Origin of the sequence: Tenacibaculum ovolyticum DSM 18103 (assembly GCF_000430545.1) — a bacterium.
GTDB classification, from domain to species: domain Bacteria; phylum Bacteroidota; class Bacteroidia; order Flavobacteriales; family Flavobacteriaceae; genus Polaribacter; species Polaribacter ovolyticus.
Genome location: NZ_KE387163.1, coordinates 427,105 through 452,742, shown reverse-complemented (window position 1 = coordinate 452,742; position 25,638 = coordinate 427,105). Strand labels below are relative to the sequence as shown.

Genomic DNA, 25,638 nt, shown 5'->3' with positions numbered 1-25,638 from the left:
TAAATACATTAAGTTAAAAAAAACAGCGATCAATATATGTTAATCGCTGTTTATAAGTTAATAAATATTAATAATAGGTTCTTTTAAAAGCATAGGTGAAATTTTATTGATAAAATCAATAAAATGACTAGATGTATTATGAAAATCGATGGCTTCTTTATTTATATACTCTTCGTAAAAAATGTATTCACTATCATTATATACATCTTTATTTAAACGGTATGTAATACAACCATCTTCATTATTACTTTTAGCAACCATTATTTCTGCAAAATCTAAAAATTCAGTATTAAATTCTTTTTTAACGCTTATTTGCGCTACTATTATGTTTTTCATTTTATTTAAATATTAAATATAGTTTATTGAGTTGTATAATTAAAAAATGAGATTAGATATTGTTTTTTGCTTTTATAAAGTCAGAAATTAAATAACTAATAAATTTTCCAACTTGGTTTATAGCAGTAGGATCTTGCACTACTGACGGGGCACCTTCACATATATGAATATAACTAGCATTGATGTTTTTAGCAAAATAATAAACAAACTCTCTTGTTTGTTGAGATGTAAATCCACTAGGAGTCATTGCACTACTTGGAAAATTTTGAATACAATCTAAATCAATTTCAATACCAAAATATTTATCTTTAATAAAGTTTTTAGCACGTAGCAATTCATTTTCAAAGGGAATTGATTTGTATACTTCTAATTCTTCATAGGTATTATAATCTATATTTGTATTACTATGAATAATATCAAAAACATATTGAGGGGTGTAATTTTCATGTAAACCAAACATAAAATATTTATCTAAATAGTTATGTTCTATTGCGTAAGAAAATCCATTACCACTATGACGCTCTTCTAAACGACGTAAATCGGTGTGTGCATCTAAATTTATTACGTTAATAGGATTGTTTTTACCTTCTGATAATCCTTTTAAGTTACCGTAAGAATTGTTGTGTCCGCCACCAATAATAATAGGAGTTTTGTTACTTTTAATAATTAGTTTAATAATTTCAGATAATTCTTTGTCGATAATTTTCACCAATAAATCTCCTTTTTCTCTATCTGAGCCATCAAAATTTAATGCTTCCTTTAAATAATCTAAATACCCTAAAATAAGAATATCTTTTCCGCTTATAAATTGATTTTCTTGTGTATTTAAAAATGCTTTTAAAGCAGGTGTAAAAGCAGTATGTGCACCACCATTACCATAATTCATTCTTACACCAATATCTTCAGGAACACCAATAATAACAAACTTAGCTTTAGAATCTGTAAGCTTTTCAATTGATAAAATGGTTTGTGCATGTTCACCTAGTTTTGTTTCTCCTTCTCGGGGATTTACAAAATCTGTAATGTTTTTTTGAGAAAATAATTGTAACATAATTTTTAAGTGAGTTTATTAAATAAAAGTTTTATATATGAATTGTTACGATTTTATAAGTCTTATGTTTAAAATACATTAAATATTTTATAGCATAACTATTTCTTTTAGTTCTATTATTTTGTTGTAATTTTTATTAAAATTAATTTTGTCGTCTTTAACTATTTTAAATTTTACGCTTCTGATTAATTTGTATGTTATTATCTTTATTAGCAATAATAAAGGAGTATTTTTAAATAAATATAAGTAAACTTTTAATACTAAGATTTAATTTGTTTGAAGTGAATAAATATGTGTTCATAAGTCGAAAATAGTTAAAAAAAAGTTATTTTATGTTATACAAAACATAAAATAAATTAAGAAAATAATAAAGTATTTTCAAAATTAAAATGCTCTAAAATTAGGTCTGCTTGATAATGGAGAAAATGGCCAAGGAATTGCAATAAAAATAATAATTAGTACAATGGAAAACCACACTAACATTGTTTTAAATTTATCTTTATCACTTGTTTGTTTTTTTGTTATGGCAGAGCCAATTGTTAATAATACTATGGCAGTTGTCATCAAAACAATATGTATTAAACTGTAAAATGTTAATTCTAAGTTTTTTATAGCTAATTTAGTATTTGACCAAAAGTATTTTATAATAGCGCTTTGAGTGTAAAGGGTCATACCAATCATTAATTGAATATGGGCAAAAGTAGTTGTCCAATGCCGAAAAGCATTGTCTGTTTTTGAAAAAGCTTTATTAGTTATGTAACCAACTAGTGCCCGATAAATAGAAAAGAGCAAAAAAACTAATACAATCCAGCGAGTTATAGAATGCAGAGTTAATAAAGTTGAAAACATTTTATTTAAAGGTTTTATAAAAAGCAAAGTTATAATAAAAACATACTATCTGGTGCCTTTTTATTGTCTGTAATATTTAATTTTCTATGTTTTTAATTATTTTAAATAAAAGATATGCTTTCCATTCATTTTTTTCTAAAAAAAAACAAAAGAAAGTGTGCTTATAAAAGTATATTTAGACTAATCTACTTTTTTGATAAAGTATCTAATTAATTAGATTAAACCTTTTTTAATAAATAGTGTCAAAAAATAAAAACAATTATGGTTTATAGATTATTTGTAATATTTATTTTCTTTACAGTTTTAGGTTGTCAGTCTGATGAATCAATCAAATTGGATTCACTAGAAGAAGCTTTTTATTTTCCGCCAAATAATACGACTGATTGGGAAACTACACTACCCAATAAGTTAAATTGGAACTTGAATAAGTTGGAAGAATTAGAGCGTTTTCTTATTAATGAGAATACGAAATCTTTTATGGTATTGGTTGAAGGCAAAATTGTGGTAGAAGAATATTATAATGGACATACAGTTAATGATACTTGGCAATGGAACAGCGCAGGAAAAACTTTGGTTACAGCAACTACGGGTATTGCTCAAAAAAATGGATTAATTAATATTGAAGATAAAGTATCAGAATACCTAGGTGACGGATGGACGAACACAACAACTCAACAAGAAAATTTAATTACAATAAAAAATTTACTATCGATGACATCAGGACTAAATGATGAATCACAGTTAGTTGTTAAATCTAATTTAACTTATCTAGCTAATGCAGGAACAAGGTGGGCATATGCTAATGTATTTCAACGATTGATGAATATTATTGAAAAGACAAGTACTACAGATTTTGAAAATTATTTTAATAATGAATTACGTAACAAAATAGGTATGACAGGATCTTGGAATAATGGTTTTATCTATCGTATTTATAATAGCGATGCAAGGAGTATGGCTAGGTTTGGTTTATTAGCTTCTCAAAATGGAAAATGGGACGGAAAGCAAATTGTTAACGAAAACTTCTTTATAGAAAGTACAACAACATCTCAAAACATTAATCCATCTTATGGGTATTTATGGTGGCTAAACGGAAAAAACGAATATATGTTACCATCTTCTCAAACAAAGTTTACAGGCGAACTGGTTTTTAATGCTCCCAAAGATATGATTGCAGCTATGGGGAAAGATGGTCAACGCATTTACATCATACCTAGTAAGAATATCGTAATTATTAGAATGGGAGAGGCAACAGGATCTGGAAATAATTTTGCGCTGTCTTCCTTCGATACTATTTTTTGGGAGAAATTTAATGAAGTAGTTAATTAAAAATAAAGGTTAATAAAGTAATGGTTGTATTAATTTAGAAAAACAGAAATTAAAAGCCCTTTTGGGGCTTTTTTATTTATCAAGCATATAAATAGTATATACTATTATGAGTGTGCTATTAGTAACAAGTGGTGATTGTATTTAAACTGTTATAATAATGTTTTTAGTTGTTTTTGTTTATTCTAATAATTTTATACAGTCCTCATGATAATTTATCATGAATTAATTTTTTTAACTACTTTAGTGCTTATACAATGTAAAAAAAATAGAAAGAAAATAGTTTTCTGGGAATTGAATAAAAATAAATAAGAAATGAAAAAGGTAGTTTATCCATTAATGATTGTGGTATTTATAATGTTCGCAAATTCTTGCGGTAAAAAAATGACTTTTAAAGATCAGATAAAGAAAGATGTTCACGAAAAAATATCTAATGGTTATTGCGAAGCAAAAAAGGTAGCGAAAAATGCCAAAATTAAGAACCTTACTATAGGAGAAATAACGCCGATAGGAGATACAGGGATGATTGATGTTTCGTTAGAATTTGACGTTATTGATTCAGAGGGAGTAGAACAACACATAAAAGAAGCAATGCTCTATTTAGAAAAAGAAAATAAGAGTCGTAAAGTACTAGCTATTTTTTGTGATTATGACTATAGACATTAGAACTAACTACGAAATGGTAAAGAAAAATTAGAGTTTTAGTTACTAAAAATGATATTTCTTTATTTTAAATTAAGCAAAAACAAAAAAAAAGGAAAAGAATTAACAATATGGATGGATTAAGGATAATATTGCTAGGAGTTGGAATTATAATATTAATAATTAACTTTTTTATTAATTCAGGAAATTTGATTAAAATAATATCATATTGTTTTAAGACAAATACTATAGGAGAATATTGGGAATTATTCTTTAAAAGTTCTGTTAGTGGTAAAGCGATTATTTCATCTATTATTGGATTTGTGTTAGCAGTTATTGTTTTTATAATAATAACACCTTTTATTTTAGTGAAAAAATACCTTTATGGAAAAAAAATATCCACTCAACTTGAGGAAGGTTTATTTTTTGAATACGAAGATTTAAAATTTGATGAAAATATTTTTTATAATTCAAACATAAATAAAGTTTCTGGTTTACAAATAGATAAAATAAATGTAACGGGGAAAATTAGAATTGATGCTATAATGCTTATAAGTGACATAGATAAAATATGTAAAATACAAGACAAAGAGTTTACGTATTCGGTAATGGATAAAATAAAAATCAATGATACTAAAGAAGCTATAGTGCCTATAATTTTATCAATTGATGGAGAAAAATTTCCAACATATTTTATTTTTAACGAAACTCATAAAAAGCAATTTTCTAAAATTACCAATACCTTATATAACCAAGGATACAAGAAAAATATTTATTTTTCAACAATAAAAATGTAAGCAAAGAAATAAGGAGAAAATCATAAAAGTTATTCTTTAATTTTATACAATAAGATATCTTGATAAGTAAAGGCACAATAATTCTATTAATAGTTATTTCATTAATGCAAGTAAATGTAATTGCACAAACAAAGGTGAAAGAATTACCAATTCAGTTTGGAGAGACTTTTTTATTATCTAGTAATAAAAGAGCTGTAGTTAGAAGCAAAGATGAATGCCTAAAAATAGAAATAATAAATTTTATTGAAGAGTGGGGGTATGATGCACCACCAGAAGTTGAGAACCGTAATTATTATTCTGATGTACAATACACTTTAAGAATTTTAGTAAAAGATATTGAGAAAATGTATAGTTTTTACAGTTCCGATATTAAATATAAACATAAGTTTAGTCTTGATTTGGAGAATTATAAAATCCTTATCCTTTCTGATAAGTATACAAATACATCTGCATCAATTAAAATGAAAATCAATAGAATAGATTAACCTAATAAAAATTTTTTAGAGTATTAGCCACTTTTTAGCACATTAAAAAGTGGCTAATATTTTTTTATGAGTTTAAATAGTTTTTTAAATCATTGTAATTACTGATTTTAATAGCACTTTTTTCTTTATTTATTATAGATTTAATTTGTTCTGGTATAGCTACTTTAATTTTTAATGTATTTTCAACTACATCTAAAAACTTAACAGGATGAGCAGTTTCTAAAAAAATACATAAATCATTAGGATTCTCTTTTTGGTATTCTTTAGAACCTAAATATCCTACTGCTCCGTGTGGATCTGCAACATAGCCATTTTTTTTATAAATTAACTCCATAGCTTCACGAGTTTCTTTATCTGTAAAAGAGAATGATGAGAACGTATTTTTTAAAGCTTCAATATTGTTTGCAAATAATTCTTGAATACGTATAAAATTACTTGGATTTCCTACATCCATAGCATTTGAAATAGTTGCTTTTGAAGGCTTTGGTTCATACAATCCATTTATCAAATAATTAGGTACGGTATCATTTATATTTGTAGAAGCGACAAAGTGCTTGACAGGTAAACCTAATTTTTGTGCCATAATACCTGCGCAGATATTTCCGAAATTTCCGCTTGGTACTGAAAAAACAACTTCTTTTTGTTGCTTGTATACTTGTTTGTAAGCAAAGAAAAAATAAAACATTTGTGGTAACCAACGAGCTACATTAATAGAGTTGGCCGAAGTTAAAATAGGGTTGATTTCATTATCTAAAAATGCAGTTTTAACCATATCTTGACAATCATCGAAAACACCATCTACTTCTAAAGCGGTAATGTTTTGTCCGAGTGTAGTTAATTGTTTTTCTTGTATATCACTAACTTTTCCACTAGGATATAAAATAACAACATCTACACCTTTAACACCTAAAAAACCATCAGCTACCGCTCCTCCTGTATCTCCAGAAGTGGCAACTAATACAGTAACTTCATTGTCATTATTTCTGTTAAAATAACCTAAACAACGCGCCATAAATCGAGCACCAACATCTTTAAAAGCCATTGTAGGGCCGTGAAAGAGTTCTAAAGTACTTACATTTTCTTCTATTTCTACAACAGGAAAGTCAAATGATAAGGTTTCTGAAATAATTTTCTTTAATATTTCAGTAGGAATTTCATCGCCTACAAATTGTTTAATAGCTTCATAAGCTATCTCTTCGTTAGAATAGTTTCCGATATTATCAATGAAGTCTTTAGGTAATGGTGTAATGTTTTCAGGGAAGTACAAACCTCTATCTGGTGCTAACCCATTAACTACAGCCTCTTGGAAGCTTACGTTGGGTGATTTTTTATTAAGACTATAATAGTTCATTTTTGTGTTGTTTGTGTGTTGCATTGCAGTTAGCAATGTAGTTTTTTTATAATATTATTTTGTTTTTTATTGCCGAAGTAATTTCGATTCTAAACAAAAAATCATTTTATTTTGAATCTAAAATTCGAACACCTTCTGTATTTATTTTTGATGAAAACAAAGTGAAATCAATATTTTTATCAGCATACGCATTTTGTATAGCAGCTTGTACTTTTTTAGCAACTTCTTCTCCTTTGCATAGAGCAAAAATAGTTGGTCCCGATCCTGAAATTCCTGCACCTAAAGCACCAGCTTTAATAGCTTCACTTTTAACTAAATCAAAATGTGGAATTAAATGTTTACGAGCAGGTTCAACAATAACATCAGTTAAAGAATTACTTATCAGTTGATAATCACTGGTGTGTAAGCCACTTACTAATCCACCAACATTTGCCCATTGTGTAACTGCACTCTTTAAAGGTACGCTATCAGGTAAAACTTCACGAGCATCTTTGGTTTTTACTTCAATCTGCGGATGAATAGCAACCAGTTGTAATTCATCAGGTACTGGTAGTTTTATAATATCTAAAGGGTCGTAACTTCTAATAAGAACAAAACCACCATAAACAGCTGCTGCTACATTATCAGCTATTGGAGTACCACAAGCAGCTTCTTCACCTAACATAGAGAATTTTGTTAGTTCTAATGCTGAAAAAGGCTTGTTTAGTAATTCGTTTACACCAAAAGCAGCACCTGCTGAACTCGCGGCACTACTACCTAAACCACTACCTGGTGAAAAACCTTTGTGCATGGTTATTTTAACACCAAAATTAACAGGATGCTTTGCTAACATTGCTAAAGCTACTACACCAGCAGCATTTTCTGTAGGATTTAAACTTAAACCATCTGCACCTGTAATTTCTGTTATTTGCACTCCTTTTTCTGTAGTTTTAGTGAAGGTCATTTCATCACCCATCGTATCTACAGCGAATCCCATCGAATCAAATCCACAAGAAACATTAGCAACGGTTGCAGGAGCAAATATTTTTATATAATTCATTTTTTTACAATTAAAACAAGTAGGTTGCTGTATTAAAGCTTCCTTCTTGATATGATTTTTGTATAATTTTATACTATGGATGTTAATTGTTACCTATTCTAATTACGTCAGCAAAAATTCCTGAAGCTGTAACATCAGCACCTGCACCTGCACCTTTTATAATCAAAGGATTAACAGGGTATCTATCTGTAAAAAATAATACAATGTTATCACTTCCTTCTAAATTATAAAAAGGATGATCTGACGGGATGTGTTGTAAGCCAACTTTAGCTTTACCATCAGAAAATTCAGCTACATATTTTAAACGAGAATTTTTATCGTTAGCTTCTTTAAATATTTGTTGAAAATGAGCTTCAAATTCGGTTAAACTTGCGTAAAAATCATCATTATTAGTCGTATTTAAGCTTTTCTCAGGTAAGAAAGAGTTATTCTCAATATCTGATAATTCTAAATCATATCCACTTTCTCTAGCAAGAATTAATATTTTTCTAGCTACATCAATACCACTTAAATCAATTTTAGGATCTGGTTCGGTATATCCTTGTTTTTGAGCTTCACTAACGACATCATGAAAAGTTGATGAAGTATTAAAGTTGTTAAAAACAAAATTTAAGCTACCAGATAATACAGCTTGTATTTTATGAACTCTATCACCTGAAGCGATTAAGTTTTTTAGCGTGTCAATAATAGGTAAGCCTGCACCAACATTGGTCTCAAATAAAAACGGAGCATTGTATTTTCTAGATACTTTTTTTAGAGTTTTGTAATTTTCTAAATCAGAAGCACAAGCTATTTTATTACAGGTAACTACGGCAATATTAGTGCGTAAATATTTTTCATAAACTTCTGATACTTTTTGATTTGCTGTATTATCTACAAAAACAGAATTACGAAGGTTGTATGTTTTAGTTCTGTTAAAAAACTCATCTAAAGTTGTCGGTTTTCCATTTGCTAATAAATCTTTCCAATTAGTTAAATCGATTCCATCTGTATTAAAAGCCATTTTTTTTGAGTTAGCAATACCAACAACACGAATATTCATTTTTAAATGGTCTCTTAAGTATTGTTGCTGTTGATGTATTTGAGCTAAAAAACGTTCACCTACATTACCAACACCAGTAACAAATAAATTAAGTTGCTTTACTTTTTCTTCAAAGAATTGTTCATGTAATGTATTTAACCCTTTTTTAGCGTCGTTACTATCTATTACGGCCGATATATTTTTTTGAGAAGCTCCTTGAGCAATAGCTCTAATATTTACATTGTTTTTACCTAAAGCACTAAACATTTGTCCGCTTAAACCTTGATGGTTTTTCATATTATCACCTACTAAAGCTAAAATAGCAAGACCTTGTTCTACAATAACAGGTTTTACTTTTTTACGTTCAATTTCAATTTCAAAGGCATCATTAATTGCTTTAGTCGCTTTCTCTGCGTCTTCATCATAAATACCAACACAAATAGAATGTTCAGATGACGCTTGAGTAATTAATACAATATTAATGTCTTTATTTGAAAGCGTTTCAAATAAACGTTTAGAAACTCCAGAAACACCAACCATACCACTACCTTCTAAGGTTAATAAGGTAATATTTTCTATATGGCTAATTCCTTTTACAAGATTTAAACTTTTCGCTTCTTTGGTAATTAAAGTTCCTGTATTTTCTGGTTCAAAAGTGTTTTTAATTACGATAGGAATTTCTCTTTCTAATACAGGTTGTATAGTAGGAGGGTAGATTACCTTGGCTCCAAAATGAGAAAGTTCCATAGCTTCCTGATATGATATTTCTGGTATAGGAAAAGCTTGTTTTACAACACTTGGGTTTGCAGTAAACATTCCACTAACATCGGTCCATATTTGTAACTCATCAACATTTAAAGCTGCGGCGTAAATTGCAGCAGTATAATCAGAACCACCTCTACCTAAGGTTGTAGATAAACCATTTTCTGCTTTTGCTATAAAACCTGGTAAAACAGTAATTTGATGCAGGTTTTGATTAAAGTATTCTTGAATATTTTTATTCGTTAGTTTAAAATTTACTTGTGCTTTATCAAAAACATTAGATGTGCTAATAAGCTCTCTACTATCTTTATAAGTAGCATCTAAATTGTTCTTTGCTACTTCTGAGATTATATATGAAGAGAGTAATTCTCCAAACCCACTTATAGCTGCCATGGTTTTAGGAGTTACTTCTTTTAATAAAAAACACCCCTCTAATAGAGTTTGTAATTGACTAAATAAAGTATTCACTTTTTGCGAAACTTCATCTTGTGTATTTTTATTTACAAGATCATTAACAACTTGCAAGTGATGCTGTTTTACTTCTTTAAAAAGGTTGGTGTAATTAACTTCGTTGTTAGCAGCTTTATTTGCTGAAGCTATTAATTTATTGGTAGTTTTTCCAAATGCTGAAACAACTATTGCGACTTTTTCTTTAATAGCAGCATTAGATGCTATTTGAACTACTTTGGTAATGTTTTGACTGTTGGCTACAGATGAGCCTCCGAATTTTAAAACTTTCATTTTAAAAGGTATAAAAATAATTGATTATAGAATTTTAGTTGTTATTTATCTGTTTTCAAATCTTTTGAAAATATAAATAGGATGATTGGATTATATGTGTAAAGTAGACCCCTAAAGGGTAATAATAATTGTAATAGAAATAATTGTAGTGTACACAATAGCTGTCGTAAAGTTTACGATAGATAATGAGTTTATATTTCCTTTATTGTTTAACATTATTACGGCAAATGTAAACTTTTTTTTAAAACATTGTTGAATTTTTTAAAAAAATATAAATAAAGTAATAATTTGTAAGTAAATGCTAATTTGCTTTAAGGTATTTCCAATGGTTGTTTTCTTTACAAAAAGAAGAATTTTCATGTATAATGTCAATATTACCATTTTCCATAAAAAAAGCTTTGAACTCAACAGTACCAGTTAAATCAGTATAACAGCCTTTAGTTGTGTTAATTATTTCTAATTTAATCCATTCAACAGATTTAGTCCAAGTAAGAATTTCTTTTTTTTCTCTGTTAGAAGGGCGTGTAGTTGAATGATGACTTTCTTGTAGGTAATTAATATTTGCTAAAACAAAAGCACTGTACCTGGATCTCATTAAAGATTCAGCAGTTGTTACTGATTCAATATTTTGATGTGCATTTTTACAGCATTCATTATATGCTCTACTAGAATTACAAGGACATTGCATACGATTGTTATATTAGTTTAATAATTCTTTTTCTTTAGTTATTCTAAAACAACACTCTTTACCTATATACAAAGGGTTTCCATGTTTTTCAGACCAAAAACCATCTAAAATGTCTTTAGATATACATTTATAAACAACAACACCTTTGTAGGTATTGTAATCAATTCCTTGATAATTGAAGTTAATTACTAATATATTATCATTATAAAAACCCGTTCCGATTTGTTCTTGCTCATTATTAATAATCCATTTAGCAATGATTCTATTATTAACGTCAAGTTTTAAAGAAAGTATACCTTTATAAGTATGTTTTTCGGCATCTTGATTATTTCCAATAATATTATATTTTCCAACTAAGTCTTGAATTGTCATTTTCTTTAAAAAAACGTAAAATTACACTATTTTTATATACACAACAAAAGAGTATAATAAGAAGATCTTCCTATTTTCCTTGAACTTTATTAAAAGTGTTACTATATAAAATTTCTTTAAATAAGAAAACTATTCATCTACACTTAGATGCATTTTAACTATAGAAAAGATTAATTAAACATATGTAATTAATACCCTTTATATAAAAAGGTATTTTTATGGTAATAACCCCATTATTCTATATATTTTGAAAAAAAGACTAAACATTTTACTGATTGAAGATAACATTATTGAAATAATGAAAATGAAAAGAACTAATTCATCCTTAGAACTTAAGCATGATATTAGTGAAGCAAAAAATGGAGAAGAAGCACTTGAGATTTTAGAAGAAAAAAGTAGTTTACCTGATTTAATTTTACTAGATTTAAACATGCCAAAAATTAACGGTATAGAATTTTTAACAATATTAAAAAATAACGATGATTTAAAACACATTCCAACAGTGATTCTAACAACCTCAGATAATCAAAAAGATTTAGAAGAATGTTATAGAATTGGAGTTTCTGGTTATATTTTAAAACCTTTAAAATATGAAGACTATGTTGAAAAAATAGAAACAGTTTTATCTTATTGGAGCATGAATGAATTAAAAAAATATTAAATATGAAAGGCATAGTTTTTACTGAATTTTTAGACTTGGTAGAAGATAAATTTGGTTTAGAGATGGTAGATAAAATTATTTCTCAATCAACATTAGAATCTGAAGGTATATATACATCAATAGGAACTTACAGCTTTTCTGAAATGTTACAATTACTAGAAAATTTAAGTAAAAACACAGCTATATCTATAGATGATTTATTATTAGTGTATGCAGAGCATTTTTTTAGCGTTATAGAAAAGAGCTATCCAGGTCTTTTGGCAACTTATAAAGATCCTATAGAAATGCTAGCCTCTATTGAAGATCATATTCATATAGAGGTAAGAAAAATTTATCCAGAAGCAGAGCTACCTACTTTTGTAATTAAAGATAGAAAAGATAAATCATTAGTAATGATTTACAAGTCTAGTAGAGCTATGCATCATTTTGGTCTTGGTTTAATGAATAAAACATTTGAACACTTTAATGCTACGGCAACAATTGTTTTAGAAAAAATAAAAGAAGATGGTACTGAAGTAAAATTTGTTATTAATCAAGATTAATGAGTCAGAACAAAATTGATATACTAGAAAGAGCTCTAAAAAGAGAGAAAGCTGCAAGAAAAATAGCTGAAAAAATATTAGAAGATAAGTCTAGAGATTTGTATTCAATATCTGAAGAATTAAAAGAAACAAATTTAAAACTCGAAGGATTATTAAAAGAAAAATCATCACAATTAAAAGGAGTCTTTGATAATATCAATGACTCTTATATAATAATGGACTTAACAGGTAATGTTCTTAAAATGAATGATACAGCTGTTAAGTTTTTTGGGTATGATATTTCAAAAGAAAAATTAAATGTAGTAAATCTTATTTATCCAGAAGATAGTGTTTATGCTTTTGAATCTTTTAATGCATTGTATCAAACAGGATCCTTTTCAAATTATACTGCTAGAGTTTTAACTAAAGAGAAAGAGGTTAAATGGGTTCAAATAAACGCTAGTTTAATATATGATAAAAAAGGTAAAAAAATTGCAGCCCAAGGAATAATTAGAAATATAACAGAGTCAAAAAAAACGACTGAACTAATAGAAGAACAAAAAAAAGAGTTAGATGTAATTGTAGAGAATTCATCATTAGGAATAACACTTACAGAACAAGGTCGTTTTTTGAAAACCAATAGTGTTTTTCAAAATTTTCTAGGGTATTCACAAGAAGAACTTTTACAATTAACAATTAAAAACGTTTGTTTTAAAGAAGATTTTCAATTATCTAAAGAGCATTTTGAAAAAATGGATAGCGGAATAATTGATAATTTTGTTATAAATAAAAGGTACAAAAGAAAAAATGATTCTGTTTTATGGACTAAAACAAATGTAAATGCTGTAAGAGATTCTTATGGTAAAATAAAGTATCATGTAACACTTATTGAAGATATTACGTTAAAAAGAGAAAGAACATTAATTATTGACATGATAAATGATCTTGCTAAATCTATATTAGGAAGAGATAATATTTATGAAATAGCATCGGAAGTAACTAAAATAATAGCGAAGTATTTAGAGTCTAAAGATTGTGTGATTTATTTAGTAAACCACAATAATAATAAATTAGAACAAATAGCTTCTTATAGATTAAAAGTAAATAGAGAAATTATAAACGAATATACTTTACCTATTGGTAAAGGAATTGTAGGAAGTGTTGCAAAATCAGGAAAAGGAGAAATTGTTAATGATACTTCTAAAGATGATAGGTATATCATAGAAGATGAAAGACGTTTCTCTGAAATATCAGTACCAATAATAAGTGAAGGTAAGGTTATAGGTGTTATAGATTCTGAGCATAAAGAAAAAAATCATTACAGAGAAAAACATTTAGAAACATTAGAAAATATTGCTAGTTTAGTTTCTATGCAGTTTAAAAGTGCAATAAATATAAAAGAAAGAAAAATAATAGAATTAAAAAATATTAAACTTTTAAATCAATTAGAAAGAAGTAATGATGAGTTACATGAATATGCACATATTGTTTCTCATGATTTAAAATCTCCGTTAAGAAGTATCGACGCTTTAGTTTCTTGGATTAAAGCAGATAATGAAGGTAAACTTGATAAGCCAACACTTGATAATTTTGATTTAATTGGTACTACACTTGAAACTATGGAAAAGTTAATTTCTAATGTTTTAGAATACTCTAGTGCTGGTTCAGAAACAAAAGAAAAAGAAGAAGTTGATTTAAATATTACTTTAAATGATCTAAAAAAAATATTATTTATACCTGAAAATATATCAATTAATATATTAAATAAACTACCTACAGTTAAAGGAGATAAAACTAAGTTTCAACAATTGTTTCAGAATTTTCTAAGTAATGCTATTAAGTTTAGTGATAAAGAATTTGGCATTATAGAGATAGATTACAGTGAAAAGAAAACTTTTCATCAGTTTTCTATAAAAGATAATGGAATTGGAATCGAAAAAAAATATCATGATAAAATTTTTCAAGTATTTCACTCATTAAATAAACGAAAAGACTCCACAGGTATTGGATTATCTATTGTTAAAAAAATAATTGATTTAAACGAGGGAGATATTTGGTTAGAAAGTGAACCTAATAAAGGAACTACTTTTTACTTTACTATAAAAAAAGAATTAAATGAAAACATTACAACTTAAAAGAAAAAATAATTCTGATTGGAAATATTTATCAGAAGAAATAAAACTTAAAGAACCTCTGGTTTTAGTTTTTGGGAATAGATTTTTATTAGAAAGTGAGACTATTTATGAAGAGATAAGAACTATTTTTAAAGACGGTCATATTGTATTTGGCTCTTCTTGTGGAGACATTTCTTCAGAATCTATTGATGAAAATACTATAACTATCACAGCTATTGAATTTGAGAAAAGTAATTTTGTAATAAAGACTACCAATTTTTTAGATTCAAGTTTAGATTCAAAAATAGATAGTTTTTTAGTTGGTAAAGAATTAATTAATCAATTTTCAGAAGAAGGATTAAAGCATGTATTTATTATTTCAGAAGGAAGTTTTATAAATGGTAGTCAATTAACAAAAGGAATGAATTCAGCTACTAATGATAATTTGTTAATTACAGGTGCTTTATGTGGTGATGATGCACGGTTTGAGAAAACGATATCGTCTTATAATGAGAACCCTAAACCTGGAGAAATAGTTGCGATAGGTTTATATGGAGAATCTTTAGAAGTAACTTTTTCTATTAATGGAGGTTGGACACCTTTTGGTCCAGAAAGAATAGTAACAAAATCTAAAGGAAATATTTTATATGAACTAGATAACTTATTAGCATTAGATTTATACAAAAAATATTTAGGAGAGAACTCTAAAGAATTACCAGGAGCAGCTTTATTATATCCGTTAAAAGTAAAATCTACAAATGATAAACAGTCTATTGTTAGAACAATTTTAAATATTAATGAAGAGGATAATTCAATGATATTAGCAGGAGATATTTTTGAAAATTCTAAAGTACAGTTAATGATGACTAATGTAGATAATATTGTTAATGCAGCAGAAATAGCAGCTATAAATGCAAATGAATTGAGACAGAATAAACCACAATTGGCAATTTTAGTTAGTTGTATTGGTAGAAAACTAGTGTTAGATCAAAGAGTAGAAGAAGAGGTAGAAGAGGTAATAGAGGTTATTGGTAATCAAACCACCTTTTGCGGGTTTTATTCTTATGGAGAGATAGCCCCGTTTAATGGAGAAAATAATTGTCAATTACATAATCAAACAATGACTGTAACGCTAATTAGCGAATAATGAACTCACTTTTAAAAAGACAAATTAGAAAGTATTTACCTGAAGAATTGTTATCAGATAAAAAGTTAGAAACTTTTTTAGATGCTATAGATAAGTCTTACAAGACATCAGAAAATCAATTTGCAATGTTGCAAAGAGCTACAGCGATAAGTTCTGAAGAACTTTTTGATGCAAATGAAAAATTAAAGGAAGAAACTAATTCTCAAAGAAAAGTTATAGAAAAACTTAAAAGTGTAATTGATACTCTTAAGTTTTACGATTTAGAACAAGATAAGCCTATAGAAAATTCAGATTCATTAAAATTAGTTGATTTTATAGATAATCAAACGAAAGAGATTATTAAAATAAATAAACAAAAAGATTCATTATTAAAAAGTTTGGAACAACAGAATCAGGAGTTAAATGATTATACTCATATGATTTCTCATGATTTAAAAACACCAATACAAAATATAGAAGCTTTGTCTGTTTGGCTTAGGGAAGATTATGGTAAGGTGTTAGATAATGAAGGGAAAGACAGAATAGAACTAATAAGAGAGAATACTCAGAAAATTGATACTTTAGTAAGAGCAATTCATAAGTATTCTACTATTGATAAAGAAGAACATAAACGATCTAATTTAGATTTAGATAAATTATTAAAAACGATTAAAAAAGAATTAAACTTACCTGATAATATAAATATAGATATTCCTAAAAAGTTACCGAACATAAAGGGAGACGAGAACAGAATAGAGCAATTGTTTTTAAATTTAATTGATAATTCAATTAAATTTAATGACAAAAAGAATATAAAAATAGAAATAGGTTTTTCAGAAGATGCTGATTTTTGGAAATTTTATATAAAAGATAACGGAAAAGGTATTGAAGAAAAATACTTTCAGAAAATTTTCATAGCTTTTTCTAAATTAGAGAATGATTACAAATCTGCAGGAATAGGATTATCTATTGTTAAAAAAATTATAGACCTTTATAAAGGTAATATTTGGATAGAATCTCAATTAAAATTAGGTTCTACCTTTCATTTTACAATAAAAAAATAATTATGGAAAAACCTAATTTAGAGTATGTTGCTAAGTTAGCAAATGGAGACGAATCAGTAAGTAAAATGCTTATAGATGTTATTAAAACTGAATTTCCTGAAGAGAAAAAAGACTATTATGACAGTTTAAAAAATAAGGAGTTTAAAAAAATAGAAGAAAATGTTCATAGACTTAAACATAAAATTAGTATTTTAGGACTTGAAAAAAGTTATAAAATAGCTAATGAATTTGAACATAATCTAAGAGAACTTAATTTAGATAAGGTTGAAGATTTTGAGAAAATTTTAATAGTTATTTCGGAATATTTGAAAACTATTTAAGATTATGAATTGTATTATTGTAGATGACGAAAAAACAGCAAGAGTTATTATTAAAACTCTTTGCAATCAAATAAGCTCTTTAAAGGTGGTTGATGAATTTTCTAATGCAATGGATGCAATAAAGTTTTTGAACTCGAATGATATAGATCTTATTTTTCTAGATATTCACATGCCAAGCTTTAATGGTTTAGATTTTATTAAAACGCTTAAAAATCCTCCAAAAATAATTTTAACTACTTCAGACCCTAAGTTTGCTATAGAAGCTTTTGAATATGATTTTATTGTAGATTATTTATTGAAGCCAGTTGAGTTTCCTCGATTTGAAAAGGCAATTAAGAAAGCTCAAAAACATAAAAGTGAAAAGGCTTCAGAAATAATTTCAGAAAACACAAATGATTTTTATGTAAATATAGATAGGCGACTTATAAAAATTGATTTACCAAGTATTTATCTTATAGAAGCCAAAGGGGATTATATTAATATAAAAACTGAGAATAAAAATTACGTTGTGCATTCTACTTTAAAAAAGATAGAAGAAAAATTACCAGAATCATTATTTCTTAAAATACACCGTTCATATATTATTAATGTTAAAAAAATTATTGATATTGAAGATAATAGTGTGCTTATAAAAAGGGAAGTTATTCCAGTAAGTCGTTCTAACAGGCCAGAATTAATGAAACGTTTAAATTTATTATAATATAAACGTTATAAAATTACAACTCATCTATAAATCAGTTGTTTATAACGAAAAAAAAGTAGTTTTTAAAAGAAATTTCTTAAATTGATGGTATAAAACAATATCATGAAAAGAAAAACTACTAACTCGACCCCCAATTTATTATTATTACTACTACTCTTATTCAGTATAGCATTAAATGCACAAAATACTCCTTTTAATTGTGTTTATGATGCATACTTATTCCAATATAACGATGTGTATTCTATTGATTTAGCATCGGGTAACTCTTATCTTGTAGCAGAAGATGTTACTCCAGGAAGTATAAATGCAGCTGCTTATAACCCCGCGGATGGTTTTATATGGGGTTCATTAAGTTCTCCAGCCAAAACAATAGTACGAATTGGAAATGATTTTTCAACAACAACCTTTTATATAGATGAATTACCTAGTAATAATAGATATGTTGGAGACATAAGTGCTACAGGTGTTTATTACCTTAAAGGAGGAGGAACAACTTACTATAAAATAGATCTAGATCCGAATTCAGCAACATATAGTCAACATTTAGCAACAGAAAGTCTATCTCAAAATATAAGTATTCATGACTGGGCTTTTAACGCAGTTGACGGTAATTTATACACTGTTGAAAAGAATTCTAATATACTATATCGTATTAACCCAACAACGAGTATTGTTGAGTCGTTAGGGGAAGTACCAATATTATCAGGCTTGGATTATACGTACGGTGCAGTTTATTTTGATGCTTCAGGAAGATTTTATGTATCAGCAAACCAAACAGGTACAATCTATGTTATACAAAGTGTTCAAGATTTAAGTCCTTCAGATGATATGGATTCAAACTTATTTGCTTTTGGACCATCGAGTGCGAGTAATGACGGAGCGCGTTGTCCTACGGCACCAGTACTTCAAGAAATTTGTGATAACGGAATAGATGATGATGGTGATGGGTTAATTGATTGTGAGGACCCTTCATGTTCAGGTTATGGAGAGTGTGATGTTATTTTACCACCAACTTCAGGAGGAAATGAAGGAGGTTTAGAAAGTAACAGTCGATTATCAGAGCTTATAAATAAAAGAAATTATAATCGTACAAAAATCAATTATAAATTTGATCGTAGTAAAGCAGCTAGAGTTATAAAAACGAAGGACTATAAAAGAAAAAAAGCAACAGGTTTTGAGTTAAAAGACTTTATACCTTTAGGAATTATAAATGAAGATGTAACAATTGAATCTACACCTTTAGATTTAGTAGCAATAACAAATGCAACAGCTATTTATGCAGTAGATTATATGAAAAGTGGAACTGCTATAGCGTCAATTATGGCTTTAAAAACAGAAAACGGTGTATATGAGCACACTAAATATATTTGTGATCGTTTGCTTGGAGCACAATTAATCTCTGTGTCAACAATAGAAATAAATGGACAGCAGTTTATTAAATCTTTAATTAAAAATGCCGATAATACAGTAGAGTTTGTATTAAGTCTTTCAGCAAAGGTTGTAAACAGCGAAACCAATTTCGAAATAGAAAGTCATTGGAATTTAGATAAGTATGAAGCAGATGTTACTTTTTATAATTTTCAAATATGGTCAAATTCTTTAGATGATTTATATTCATTAGGTAAAGAAGTGGTAAGTTTATTAAATATAGAAAAACCAATTTCTACTTATAAAATTTCAACGCCCCCTACAGTATTTGTAAGAAAAGGGAAGTATAATAATGGTTCATTAGATTTACAAGTAGTAAATACTAATGCAAGTGAAAATGTAAATTTCGATGCTGGTTATAGAATAACAGAAACAAGTGATTTTAAGAACTCAACATCAACAATCGATTTAAGCAAAGAATATATAACAAATTTACAAGTACCAACAGGAAACTTATTTGATATTGGTTTTAGAATTGGTGATGGTATTGCTACTCCAGATGATTTATTCATGTCAGACGGTCCTTGGGGTGTAGATGATTCTGAAACATCTACATCAATAACAAGTTATAAAATATTACCTAATGATTTTATATTTGAGGATAATGAATTTCCAATAGAACGAAATGTTCAACTGTCAGCAACAACAAGTACTTATTTTGCAGCATACAGAGCTTTAACACCTCGTTTTAAACCAGTAGATTTAACAGATTACAATAGTTTTAAATTAAAAGCTAGAGGGACTGGAAATTTAGAAATTACGTTTGTAAAGAAAAGCATTTCTTCATTTGATGAGCAATACAAATCAACCATTGTATTAAATAATTCTTTAGAGAGTTATGTAATACCATTTAAAGATTTTAAATCATCAAAAGGAAATGAATTAGTATTAGATGATGTAGTAACAATTGTATTTACCATGACATCTAAAGATGGTAGTAGTGTAACTAAAGAAATGAACTTGTCTGATATTCGCTTTTCTAAAGAAGAAAAACCATCAGTAGTAATAGTAGGAAATGAAAATAATGTGATTATAGCTCCAAACCCAATGACGGCACAAAGTAGTTTTCATTTTAATGCAAAAGAGGAAGAAAACTTAAAGTTTGCTGTATATGACCAATTAGGAAAATTAGTATATAAAATAGATTTTAAAACCAAGATAGGTGAAAATAAAATAATTTTAAATAGAGAATCATTAAAAGCAGGGTTATATTTTTGTAAATTAATAAGTCAAAAATTACCTTACAAGAATGTTAAGTTATTGATTCATTAAAAATAATTATCTAATTAGAACAAAATATATTTCACTTTTAAAATTGGTTTTCAACTAATTTTAAAAGTGAAATTTTAATGTATGATATAGGAAGTTCTTGAGGGATTATTTATAAAACATAATAGGAAATAATAATTGATGCCTTTTTGTTTAAAATCAAGTATATAAAGCTTTATTATTAAGTAATATTTATTGTTTTTTAAAAATAGATTTTGCTTAAACATAAGATGTTTGCATTTCACCTATTTTTAATTACCATATAACTAGTAATTTAAGTTTGTTTTTAATAAGTGATTAAATTTATAGTATAAACACTAAATACATATACTATGAAAAAATTATTATTTTTATTAGTTATAGCAACAACGACTATTTATGCTCAGAACTATCAATACTTAGGGTCTTATACATCAAACGGAACTCCTCTTTATTTAGAAAGTCCTGGAGATGATGTATCAGTAGAAACACTAGAAATGATTAGTAATTCTCTTCCTGAGAGTTATCCCGTGCCAGATTATAATCCACATTATATATCTTCTGGTTACGACACAGATTTGTCAATTACAGAAGAAGCAGAAGTGTACGTAACTTTTGTTAGTGAAGGAGCAGGTTATAGAAATGTATTAGGTTTTTATACTTATGATGCTAATAACCCACCAGCAACAGCGCCAGCAGCAGAAGATATAACAATTATATTTCCAAATGCATCTGCTTTAGGAAGTGGAGGAGGTCTTCAGGTTGGAGATAAGGTGAAGATAGGAACTTTTCCTGCCGGAACAGGAATTGGCTGGGTATTGTTAGCAAATGCATGGAGTGCTAATTATAGTACGGTTATGGATGGGTATTGGAAGGTATATTCAAATCCAGATTATAACCCAGAAGCAGATGTAAATTTAAGAAATCATAATGTATTATTAAATGATCCAGATAATGAGAGAATAATTTTAGGATTTGAAGACATTAGACGTGATTATGGTTCTTGTGATAATGATTTTAACGACGCCGTTTTTTATATAACAGCAAGTCCATACTCAGCAATAACAGCTACAAATTTTGTAGATATATCTAGTGCAACAAATGTAACATCAGCATTCGATGGAGGATTAGAGAGTAATGGTAAATTGGCAAATTTAATTGCACAAAGAAATTTTAAACGTAAGAAAAATGGTAAATTATTTAATAAAAAAAGGTTACAAAAAAGATATAAAAAGAAAACTAAATTATTATCAAAAGGGGTAAACCCATCTACCATAGAAGCTTTTTTACCAGTTACAGGAATGTACGGTACAGAAAATGCATTTGTATCTACGCCAAAAGATTTATTAGGGATTACAAATGCAAAGGAAATATTCTCGGTTGATTTATATACTGGAGAAGAGAGAATCTCAGCGGTTTTGGCAACAGCAACAGAAGGAGATGTTTATGATCATTCAAAAGAAATATGCGATCGATTAAATAATTCGGTTTTAGAAGATGTAAGAACAGTAACCGTTAGAGGGCATCAAGTAATAAGTTCTAAAATAAAAAGAGCTACAGGTGAAGTAGAATACACATTAGGTTTTTCAATTAAATTAGGAGATACCGAAAACGAATTATTTAGCTTTTGGAATATAGAACAATATCCGAGTGGAAATTATTATAATTTCCAGGTATGGGGAAGCTCTTTCTCTCAAGTTTTTACACTTAGTAACCATATTTTAGATACGTTTAAATCAATTAAACCATTAAAAAGCTCTTCATTAGAAGATGTAGTACCACCAGTATTTGTTAGTTCTGGTTACTACAAAAATGGAAACATACATTTAAACATTATTAATAAAACAAAAGCAAGTTCTTTAAATTTTGAAGCTGTTTTAGCTAGAACAGAAGTTTCAGATAGAATAAATATGTCAGAAGTTGTTAATTTAACAGGTGAATGGAATGAAACTATAATTATTCCTACAGGTCAATTATTTGATATAGGACTTTCTTTAAGTACAAATACTTCAAAACAACAAGATGCATTGTATTTAGCTGATGGGCCTTGGGGAATTGATTATTTAGAAGAAAATGTAAGTGTAAATTCTTTTAATATTGAAAATAATGATAAAGATAATAGTGAAGATATTTATCAAATAGAAAGAGAGCCAACAGTAAGTGGGGAAATAAAAGGAACTATTAATTTGTTTAGACATGTATTAGGGGGAGACCAAACATTAGATGTGTCAGATTATGAATCAATTCAGTTTAAAATTCAAAATACAAAACCAGTAGAAGTTATATTAGTTCAAGACGGAATAACTGATTGGGATAATCGTTTAAGAATAACAATACCAGCAAATGACAATGAAATATTATACACTATTTCTTTTAATGATTTTCTTGATAAAAATGGAAACCCTGGAGAAATTACAGATATAAAAACAATTGTTTTCTCATTACAAGGAGATTACGCTACGTATGTTCCATTTACAATAGCAGTTAATGATGTTGCTTTTGGATTGAAAGCAAATCAGTTTGATGAAAATTTAGTAGAAAAAAATAAAATTTTGGCAATACCGAATCCAATAAACAGTTCTGGGAATATTTACTTTACAGCAGATCAAAATGAAGAAGTTAAGTTGAACATATATAATTACTTAGGGCAGTTAGTGTATAAAACTAATTATTCAACAGAAATTGGTAGTAATTTAATACCTGTTAGTAGAGAAAATCTAACTTCTGGAATGTATATATGTAAAATAATAAGCAATAATAAAAAGTATAATTCTTTAAAATTACTTATTAATTAACTCGGTAAGTTGAAAGAATAAAAGTTAGAGCAAAAGTTAATTTTTTTGCTCTAACTTTTTAAAGAAAGGTTTTTTAAGAAAATACCATTTAAATTGTAAACCTACTTCTGTAAAAGTAAAGCCATTGTTTACGGCAGTAGCTGTTGCTGAGGCTATATTACTTTGAGTACCATAAATGTTTAATAAACTACGTTCTGAGAATTTATAACCTAATTTTGTTTGTACTCTATAAGTACTTTGTTTTTTGCCTTCTTCAATATATTGAAAACCAGTTGCAGCAGTTAATTCATAAAACCATTCTTTATTTTTAGCAATAGTCTCATCTTTTATAATGTTAAAAAAAACTTCTATTGCGTTAAATTTACTAGGGCTAAAGTAAATTGAAGGAACTTGATTTTTAAAAGAGATGTTCTGGTAGTTAATACCGGCTTTTAAAGAAGGTTTTTCTAAAATATTGTAATATAATGAGGTGAAAAGTAAGTTTCGGGTATTATTATCGTTTTGAGAAGTGTAGTAATATTGCGTATACCACCCTAAATTAAAATTTGTATTTAAACTATAATTTACTAAAAAATTATTTTGAACAATTTGTCTATCTAACAAGTCAGCATTAAAATTCTGAATTTCTCTTTTATATCCTAATTCTAAATTTTGAAGTTTAAAAGGCTTTATACTTAATGATAAATCTGTTAGTAATTCCTTATAGTTTTTCGATTCAGTATTAGAAGCAGTAATCCCTAAACTACCTTTAAAAGTTAAATTGTTTAATAGTTGATATGATAACCCTAATAAAAAATTATTAGAGTGTGCATTTACATTGGTAACAGTATTTGCAGTTGTTCTGTAGCTATAATTACCTAATAGTTTGAACTTTGTTGTAAATGAAAACTCAGAATTGGCAGCGTATAAATGTGTTTCGTTATTTCCATTATCAAAAGAATAAGAGCTTTTTACCTTTACAAAAGGAGTAAAACTTCTATCTAATTTTTTGATAAAATTAGTCGCATCTTTTTGATTTTTATAAAAAGATAACGTCTTTTCAGCACTTTTATAAGCATTAACAAAATATCCTGAAGCTTTTAATGCATTTGCTTTTCCTAAATTTCCATCAAAAGAAGCACTATCTTTCTTTAAAATTAAATTATAATCAGCGACACTTTTTTTAAAATCACTTTTGTAAATGTTTAAAGTAGCTCTTAATGATAATATCCAACTTTCTGGATTTTTATTGTTTAACATTAAAGTGTTAATTTCTTTTTTAGCTAAGGAGTATTTTTTATTCCAAATTAAAGCTTGTATAAAACGTTCTTTTGTTTGATTTTTGATACTTGTATTTGTTGTCGCATTTAAAAGGTTAATTGCTTTTTTGCTAATTTCTAATGCTTTTTTATTGTCACTATCAAGATGATAAGCTAGAGAAATTCCATTTAAAGATAATAATTTGTTCTCTGGAGTTTCACCAATAGTTTTGTATGTCTTTTTAGCTTTATCTATTTGGTTTGAGATTAAGTATAGATTAGCTAAGTTTAATAAAGTTTCTTTATCGTTTTTAAAGTCCTTAAAATTTTCTTTTAATATTTTTTCAGCTTCAAGATAGTTTTGAGTATTAACTTTGTTATTAGCCAACCCCAAACGCATGTATTTTTTAGAAATTAAAGCATTTTTATTTTTAGGTAAAACAGTTAAAGCTTTATCAACGTAAATAATAGCTTTGTCGTATTCTTTTAAATTAGATAATGTATTGGCATAGCCTAATAGAGTAGGAAAGCTTTTGTTATTTTCTTCTAGAAGAGTTTTATAATACTTTTTAGCTTTTTTATATTTTTTATTCCAAAGTAAAGATTCAGCATAATTTAATTTTACTTCAAAATCTGTAGGGAAATCTTTTAAAAGATTTGTAAATAAAGAAACTGCTTTTTCAGCATTCCCATTTAAACCAATGGCTCTACCGTAACAAAGTCTTGCTGTTTTATTTTTTGGATATGATTTTAAAACAACCATAAAAAAGGTTTCAGCTTGTTCGTATTTACCAGTCTCTAAATAAGTAAAACCTTCTTTCATATTCTGAGAATACATAGAAGCGGTAATAAGAAATAAAAACAGAAGTATAATTTTTTTAATTTTCATATTTTTTTGTTGTTGTATGCAAGTTAAGGAATAGCATCCATACATTGAACGATATAAAATGGTTTTTCATC

General features: G+C 27.4%; 22 protein-coding genes. 13 read left to right on the top strand and 9 right to left on the bottom strand.

Features of this window, described 5'->3' with window-relative positions; genetic code table 11:
- Positions 1 to 57: 57 nt before the first annotated feature.
- The 3 genes from H518_RS0112010 to H518_RS0112000 form a co-directional block, all read right to left on the bottom strand.
- Entirely contained in the window at positions 58 to 336 is a 279-nt protein-coding gene (locus H518_RS0112010; protein WP_028889284.1) for a putative quinol monooxygenase, read from the bottom strand.
- A 52-nt stretch (positions 337 to 388) separates the two neighbouring features.
- Positions 389 to 1,387, bottom strand: coding sequence for a formimidoylglutamase (locus H518_RS0112005; RefSeq protein WP_028889283.1), 999 nt, complete (start codon positions 1,385 to 1,387; stop codon positions 389 to 391).
- Between the two features lie 384 nt (positions 1,388 to 1,771).
- Positions 1,772 to 2,236: a hypothetical protein gene (locus H518_RS0112000; RefSeq protein WP_028889282.1), complete on the bottom strand. Its 465-nt coding sequence runs from the start codon at positions 2,234 to 2,236 to the stop codon at positions 1,772 to 1,774.
- 261 nt (positions 2,237 to 2,497) lie between these two features.
- On the opposite strand from H518_RS0112000, the gene H518_RS0111995 reads away from it, so the two are divergent.
- The 4 genes from H518_RS0111995 (at position 2,498) to H518_RS0111980 (ending at position 5,486) form a co-directional block, all read left to right on the top strand.
- Positions 2,498 to 3,565: a serine hydrolase domain-containing protein gene (locus H518_RS0111995; RefSeq protein ID WP_028889281.1), complete on the top strand. Its 1,068-nt coding sequence runs from the start codon at positions 2,498 to 2,500 to the stop codon at positions 3,563 to 3,565.
- Positions 3,566 to 3,877: 312 nt separating this feature from the next.
- Positions 3,878 to 4,228, top strand: coding sequence for a hypothetical protein (locus H518_RS0111990; protein ID WP_028889280.1), 351 nt, complete (start codon positions 3,878 to 3,880; stop codon positions 4,226 to 4,228).
- Between the two features lie 107 nt (positions 4,229 to 4,335).
- The gene (locus tag H518_RS0111985) at positions 4,336 to 5,001 is read left to right on the top strand and encodes a hypothetical protein (protein ID WP_028889279.1); all 666 of its coding nucleotides are present in this window, start codon (positions 4,336 to 4,338) and stop codon (positions 4,999 to 5,001) included.
- A gap of 104 nt (positions 5,002 to 5,105) precedes the next feature.
- Complete coding sequence (locus H518_RS0111980; RefSeq protein ID WP_028889278.1) at positions 5,106 to 5,486, top strand: hypothetical protein; 381 nt, start codon at positions 5,106 to 5,108, stop codon at positions 5,484 to 5,486.
- A 64-nt stretch (positions 5,487 to 5,550) separates the two neighbouring features.
- Here the strand turns inward: H518_RS0111980 and thrC are convergent, their stop codons facing one another.
- The 5 genes from thrC to H518_RS0111955 form a co-directional block, all read right to left on the bottom strand.
- Positions 5,551 to 6,837, bottom strand: coding sequence for a threonine synthase (thrC, locus tag H518_RS0111975; RefSeq protein WP_028889277.1), 1,287 nt, complete (start codon positions 6,835 to 6,837; stop codon positions 5,551 to 5,553).
- Positions 6,838 to 6,943: 106 nt separating this feature from the next.
- Complete coding sequence (locus tag H518_RS0111970) at positions 6,944 to 7,876, bottom strand: homoserine kinase (RefSeq protein WP_028889276.1); 933 nt, start codon at positions 7,874 to 7,876, stop codon at positions 6,944 to 6,946.
- An 82-nt stretch (positions 7,877 to 7,958) separates the two neighbouring features.
- The gene (gene thrA / locus H518_RS0111965; RefSeq protein WP_028889275.1) at positions 7,959 to 10,400 is read right to left on the bottom strand and encodes a bifunctional aspartate kinase/homoserine dehydrogenase I; all 2,442 of its coding nucleotides are present in this window, start codon (positions 10,398 to 10,400) and stop codon (positions 7,959 to 7,961) included.
- Positions 10,401 to 10,701: 301 nt separating this feature from the next.
- A complete protein-coding gene (locus H518_RS0111960; RefSeq protein WP_028889274.1) occupies positions 10,702 to 11,088 on the bottom strand; it encodes a YchJ family protein in 387 nt (128 codons plus the stop codon).
- Positions 11,089 to 11,100: 12 nt separating this feature from the next.
- Positions 11,101 to 11,460: a hypothetical protein gene (locus H518_RS0111955; RefSeq protein ID WP_028889273.1), complete on the bottom strand. Its 360-nt coding sequence runs from the start codon at positions 11,458 to 11,460 to the stop codon at positions 11,101 to 11,103.
- Between the two features lie 247 nt (positions 11,461 to 11,707).
- Here H518_RS0111955 and H518_RS0111950 point away from each other — a divergent pair, with 247 nt between their 5' ends.
- The 9 genes from H518_RS0111950 (at position 11,708) to H518_RS0111910 (ending at position 23,440) form a co-directional block, all read left to right on the top strand.
- Positions 11,708 to 12,121 (top strand): response regulator, encoded by a 414-nt coding sequence (locus H518_RS0111950; protein ID WP_028889272.1) that lies wholly within the window; start codon positions 11,708 to 11,710, stop codon positions 12,119 to 12,121.
- Positions 12,122 to 12,123: 2 nt separating this feature from the next.
- Positions 12,124 to 12,663 carry a heme NO-binding domain-containing protein gene (locus H518_RS0111945; protein WP_028889271.1) on the top strand — a complete coding sequence of 180 codons (540 nt, stop codon included), beginning with the start codon at positions 12,124 to 12,126 and terminating at the stop codon, positions 12,661 to 12,663.
- A complete protein-coding gene (locus H518_RS0111940) occupies positions 12,663 to 14,777 on the top strand; it encodes a PAS domain-containing sensor histidine kinase (RefSeq protein WP_028889270.1) in 2,115 nt (704 codons plus the stop codon). The genes H518_RS0111945 and H518_RS0111940 overlap by 1 nt, the downstream gene beginning before the upstream one ends.
- Positions 14,758 to 15,903 carry an FIST signal transduction protein gene (locus tag H518_RS0111935; RefSeq protein WP_028889269.1) on the top strand — a complete coding sequence of 382 codons (1,146 nt, stop codon included), beginning with the start codon at positions 14,758 to 14,760 and terminating at the stop codon, positions 15,901 to 15,903. Before H518_RS0111940 ends, H518_RS0111935 begins: the two co-directional genes overlap by 20 nt.
- Positions 15,903 to 16,946, top strand: coding sequence for a sensor histidine kinase (locus tag H518_RS0111930; RefSeq protein ID WP_028889268.1), 1,044 nt, complete (start codon positions 15,903 to 15,905; stop codon positions 16,944 to 16,946). The genes H518_RS0111935 and H518_RS0111930 overlap by 1 nt, the downstream gene beginning before the upstream one ends.
- Before the next feature lie 2 nt (positions 16,947 to 16,948).
- A complete protein-coding gene (locus tag H518_RS0111925) occupies positions 16,949 to 17,266 on the top strand; it encodes a histidine kinase (protein ID WP_028889267.1) in 318 nt (105 codons plus the stop codon).
- Between the two features lie 4 nt (positions 17,267 to 17,270).
- Positions 17,271 to 17,966 carry a LytR/AlgR family response regulator transcription factor gene (locus H518_RS0111920; RefSeq protein WP_028889266.1) on the top strand — a complete coding sequence of 232 codons (696 nt, stop codon included), beginning with the start codon at positions 17,271 to 17,273 and terminating at the stop codon, positions 17,964 to 17,966.
- Between the two features lie 105 nt (positions 17,967 to 18,071).
- Entirely contained in the window at positions 18,072 to 20,669 is a 2,598-nt protein-coding gene (locus tag H518_RS0111915; RefSeq protein ID WP_028889265.1) for a DUF6923 family protein, read from the top strand.
- 329 nt (positions 20,670 to 20,998) lie between these two features.
- Positions 20,999 to 23,440, top strand: coding sequence for a DUF4114 domain-containing protein (locus tag H518_RS0111910; protein ID WP_028889264.1), 2,442 nt, complete (start codon positions 20,999 to 21,001; stop codon positions 23,438 to 23,440).
- Positions 23,441 to 23,476: 36 nt separating this feature from the next.
- Here the strand turns inward: H518_RS0111910 and H518_RS0111905 are convergent, their stop codons facing one another.
- On the bottom strand, positions 23,477 to 25,567 hold the full coding sequence (locus H518_RS0111905) for a tetratricopeptide repeat protein (RefSeq protein ID WP_028889263.1): 2,091 nt from the start codon (positions 25,565 to 25,567) through the stop codon (positions 23,477 to 23,479).
- Positions 25,568 to 25,638 lie beyond the last annotated feature (71 nt).

Coding starts and splice junctions, on each gene's coding strand:
- H518_RS0112010 (WP_028889284.1), bottom strand. CDS start 336: ATGAAAAACATAATAGTAGCGCAAATAAGCGTTAAAAAAGAATTTAAT.
- H518_RS0112005 (WP_028889283.1), bottom strand. CDS start 1,387: ATGTTACAATTATTTTCTCAAAAAAACATTACAGATTTTGTAAATCCC.
- H518_RS0112000 (WP_028889282.1), bottom strand. CDS start 2,236: ATGTTTTCAACTTTATTAACTCTGCATTCTATAACTCGCTGGATTGTA.
- H518_RS0111995 (WP_028889281.1), top strand. CDS start 2,498: ATGGTTTATAGATTATTTGTAATATTTATTTTCTTTACAGTTTTAGGT.
- H518_RS0111990 (WP_028889280.1), top strand. CDS start 3,878: ATGAAAAAGGTAGTTTATCCATTAATGATTGTGGTATTTATAATGTTC.
- H518_RS0111985 (WP_028889279.1), top strand. CDS start 4,336: ATGGATGGATTAAGGATAATATTGCTAGGAGTTGGAATTATAATATTA.
- H518_RS0111980 (WP_028889278.1), top strand. CDS start 5,106: ATGCAAGTAAATGTAATTGCACAAACAAAGGTGAAAGAATTACCAATT.
- thrC (WP_028889277.1), bottom strand. CDS start 6,837: ATGAACTATTATAGTCTTAATAAAAAATCACCCAACGTAAGCTTCCAA.
- H518_RS0111970 (WP_028889276.1), bottom strand. CDS start 7,876: ATGAATTATATAAAAATATTTGCTCCTGCAACCGTTGCTAATGTTTCT.
- thrA (WP_028889275.1), bottom strand. CDS start 10,400: ATGAAAGTTTTAAAATTCGGAGGCTCATCTGTAGCCAACAGTCAAAAC.
- H518_RS0111960 (WP_028889274.1), bottom strand. CDS start 11,088: ATGCAATGTCCTTGTAATTCTAGTAGAGCATATAATGAATGCTGTAAA.
- H518_RS0111955 (WP_028889273.1), bottom strand. CDS start 11,460: ATGACAATTCAAGACTTAGTTGGAAAATATAATATTATTGGAAATAAT.
- H518_RS0111945 (WP_028889271.1), top strand. CDS start 12,124: ATGAAAGGCATAGTTTTTACTGAATTTTTAGACTTGGTAGAAGATAAA.
- H518_RS0111940 (WP_028889270.1), top strand. CDS start 12,663: ATGAGTCAGAACAAAATTGATATACTAGAAAGAGCTCTAAAAAGAGAG.
- H518_RS0111935 (WP_028889269.1), top strand. CDS start 14,758: ATGAAAACATTACAACTTAAAAGAAAAAATAATTCTGATTGGAAATAT.
- H518_RS0111930 (WP_028889268.1), top strand. CDS start 15,903: ATGAACTCACTTTTAAAAAGACAAATTAGAAAGTATTTACCTGAAGAA.
- H518_RS0111925 (WP_028889267.1), top strand. CDS start 16,949: ATGGAAAAACCTAATTTAGAGTATGTTGCTAAGTTAGCAAATGGAGAC.
- H518_RS0111920 (WP_028889266.1), top strand. CDS start 17,271: ATGAATTGTATTATTGTAGATGACGAAAAAACAGCAAGAGTTATTATT.
- H518_RS0111915 (WP_028889265.1), top strand. CDS start 18,072: ATGAAAAGAAAAACTACTAACTCGACCCCCAATTTATTATTATTACTA.
- H518_RS0111910 (WP_028889264.1), top strand. CDS start 20,999: ATGAAAAAATTATTATTTTTATTAGTTATAGCAACAACGACTATTTAT.
- H518_RS0111905 (WP_028889263.1), bottom strand. CDS start 25,567: ATGAAAATTAAAAAAATTATACTTCTGTTTTTATTTCTTATTACCGCT.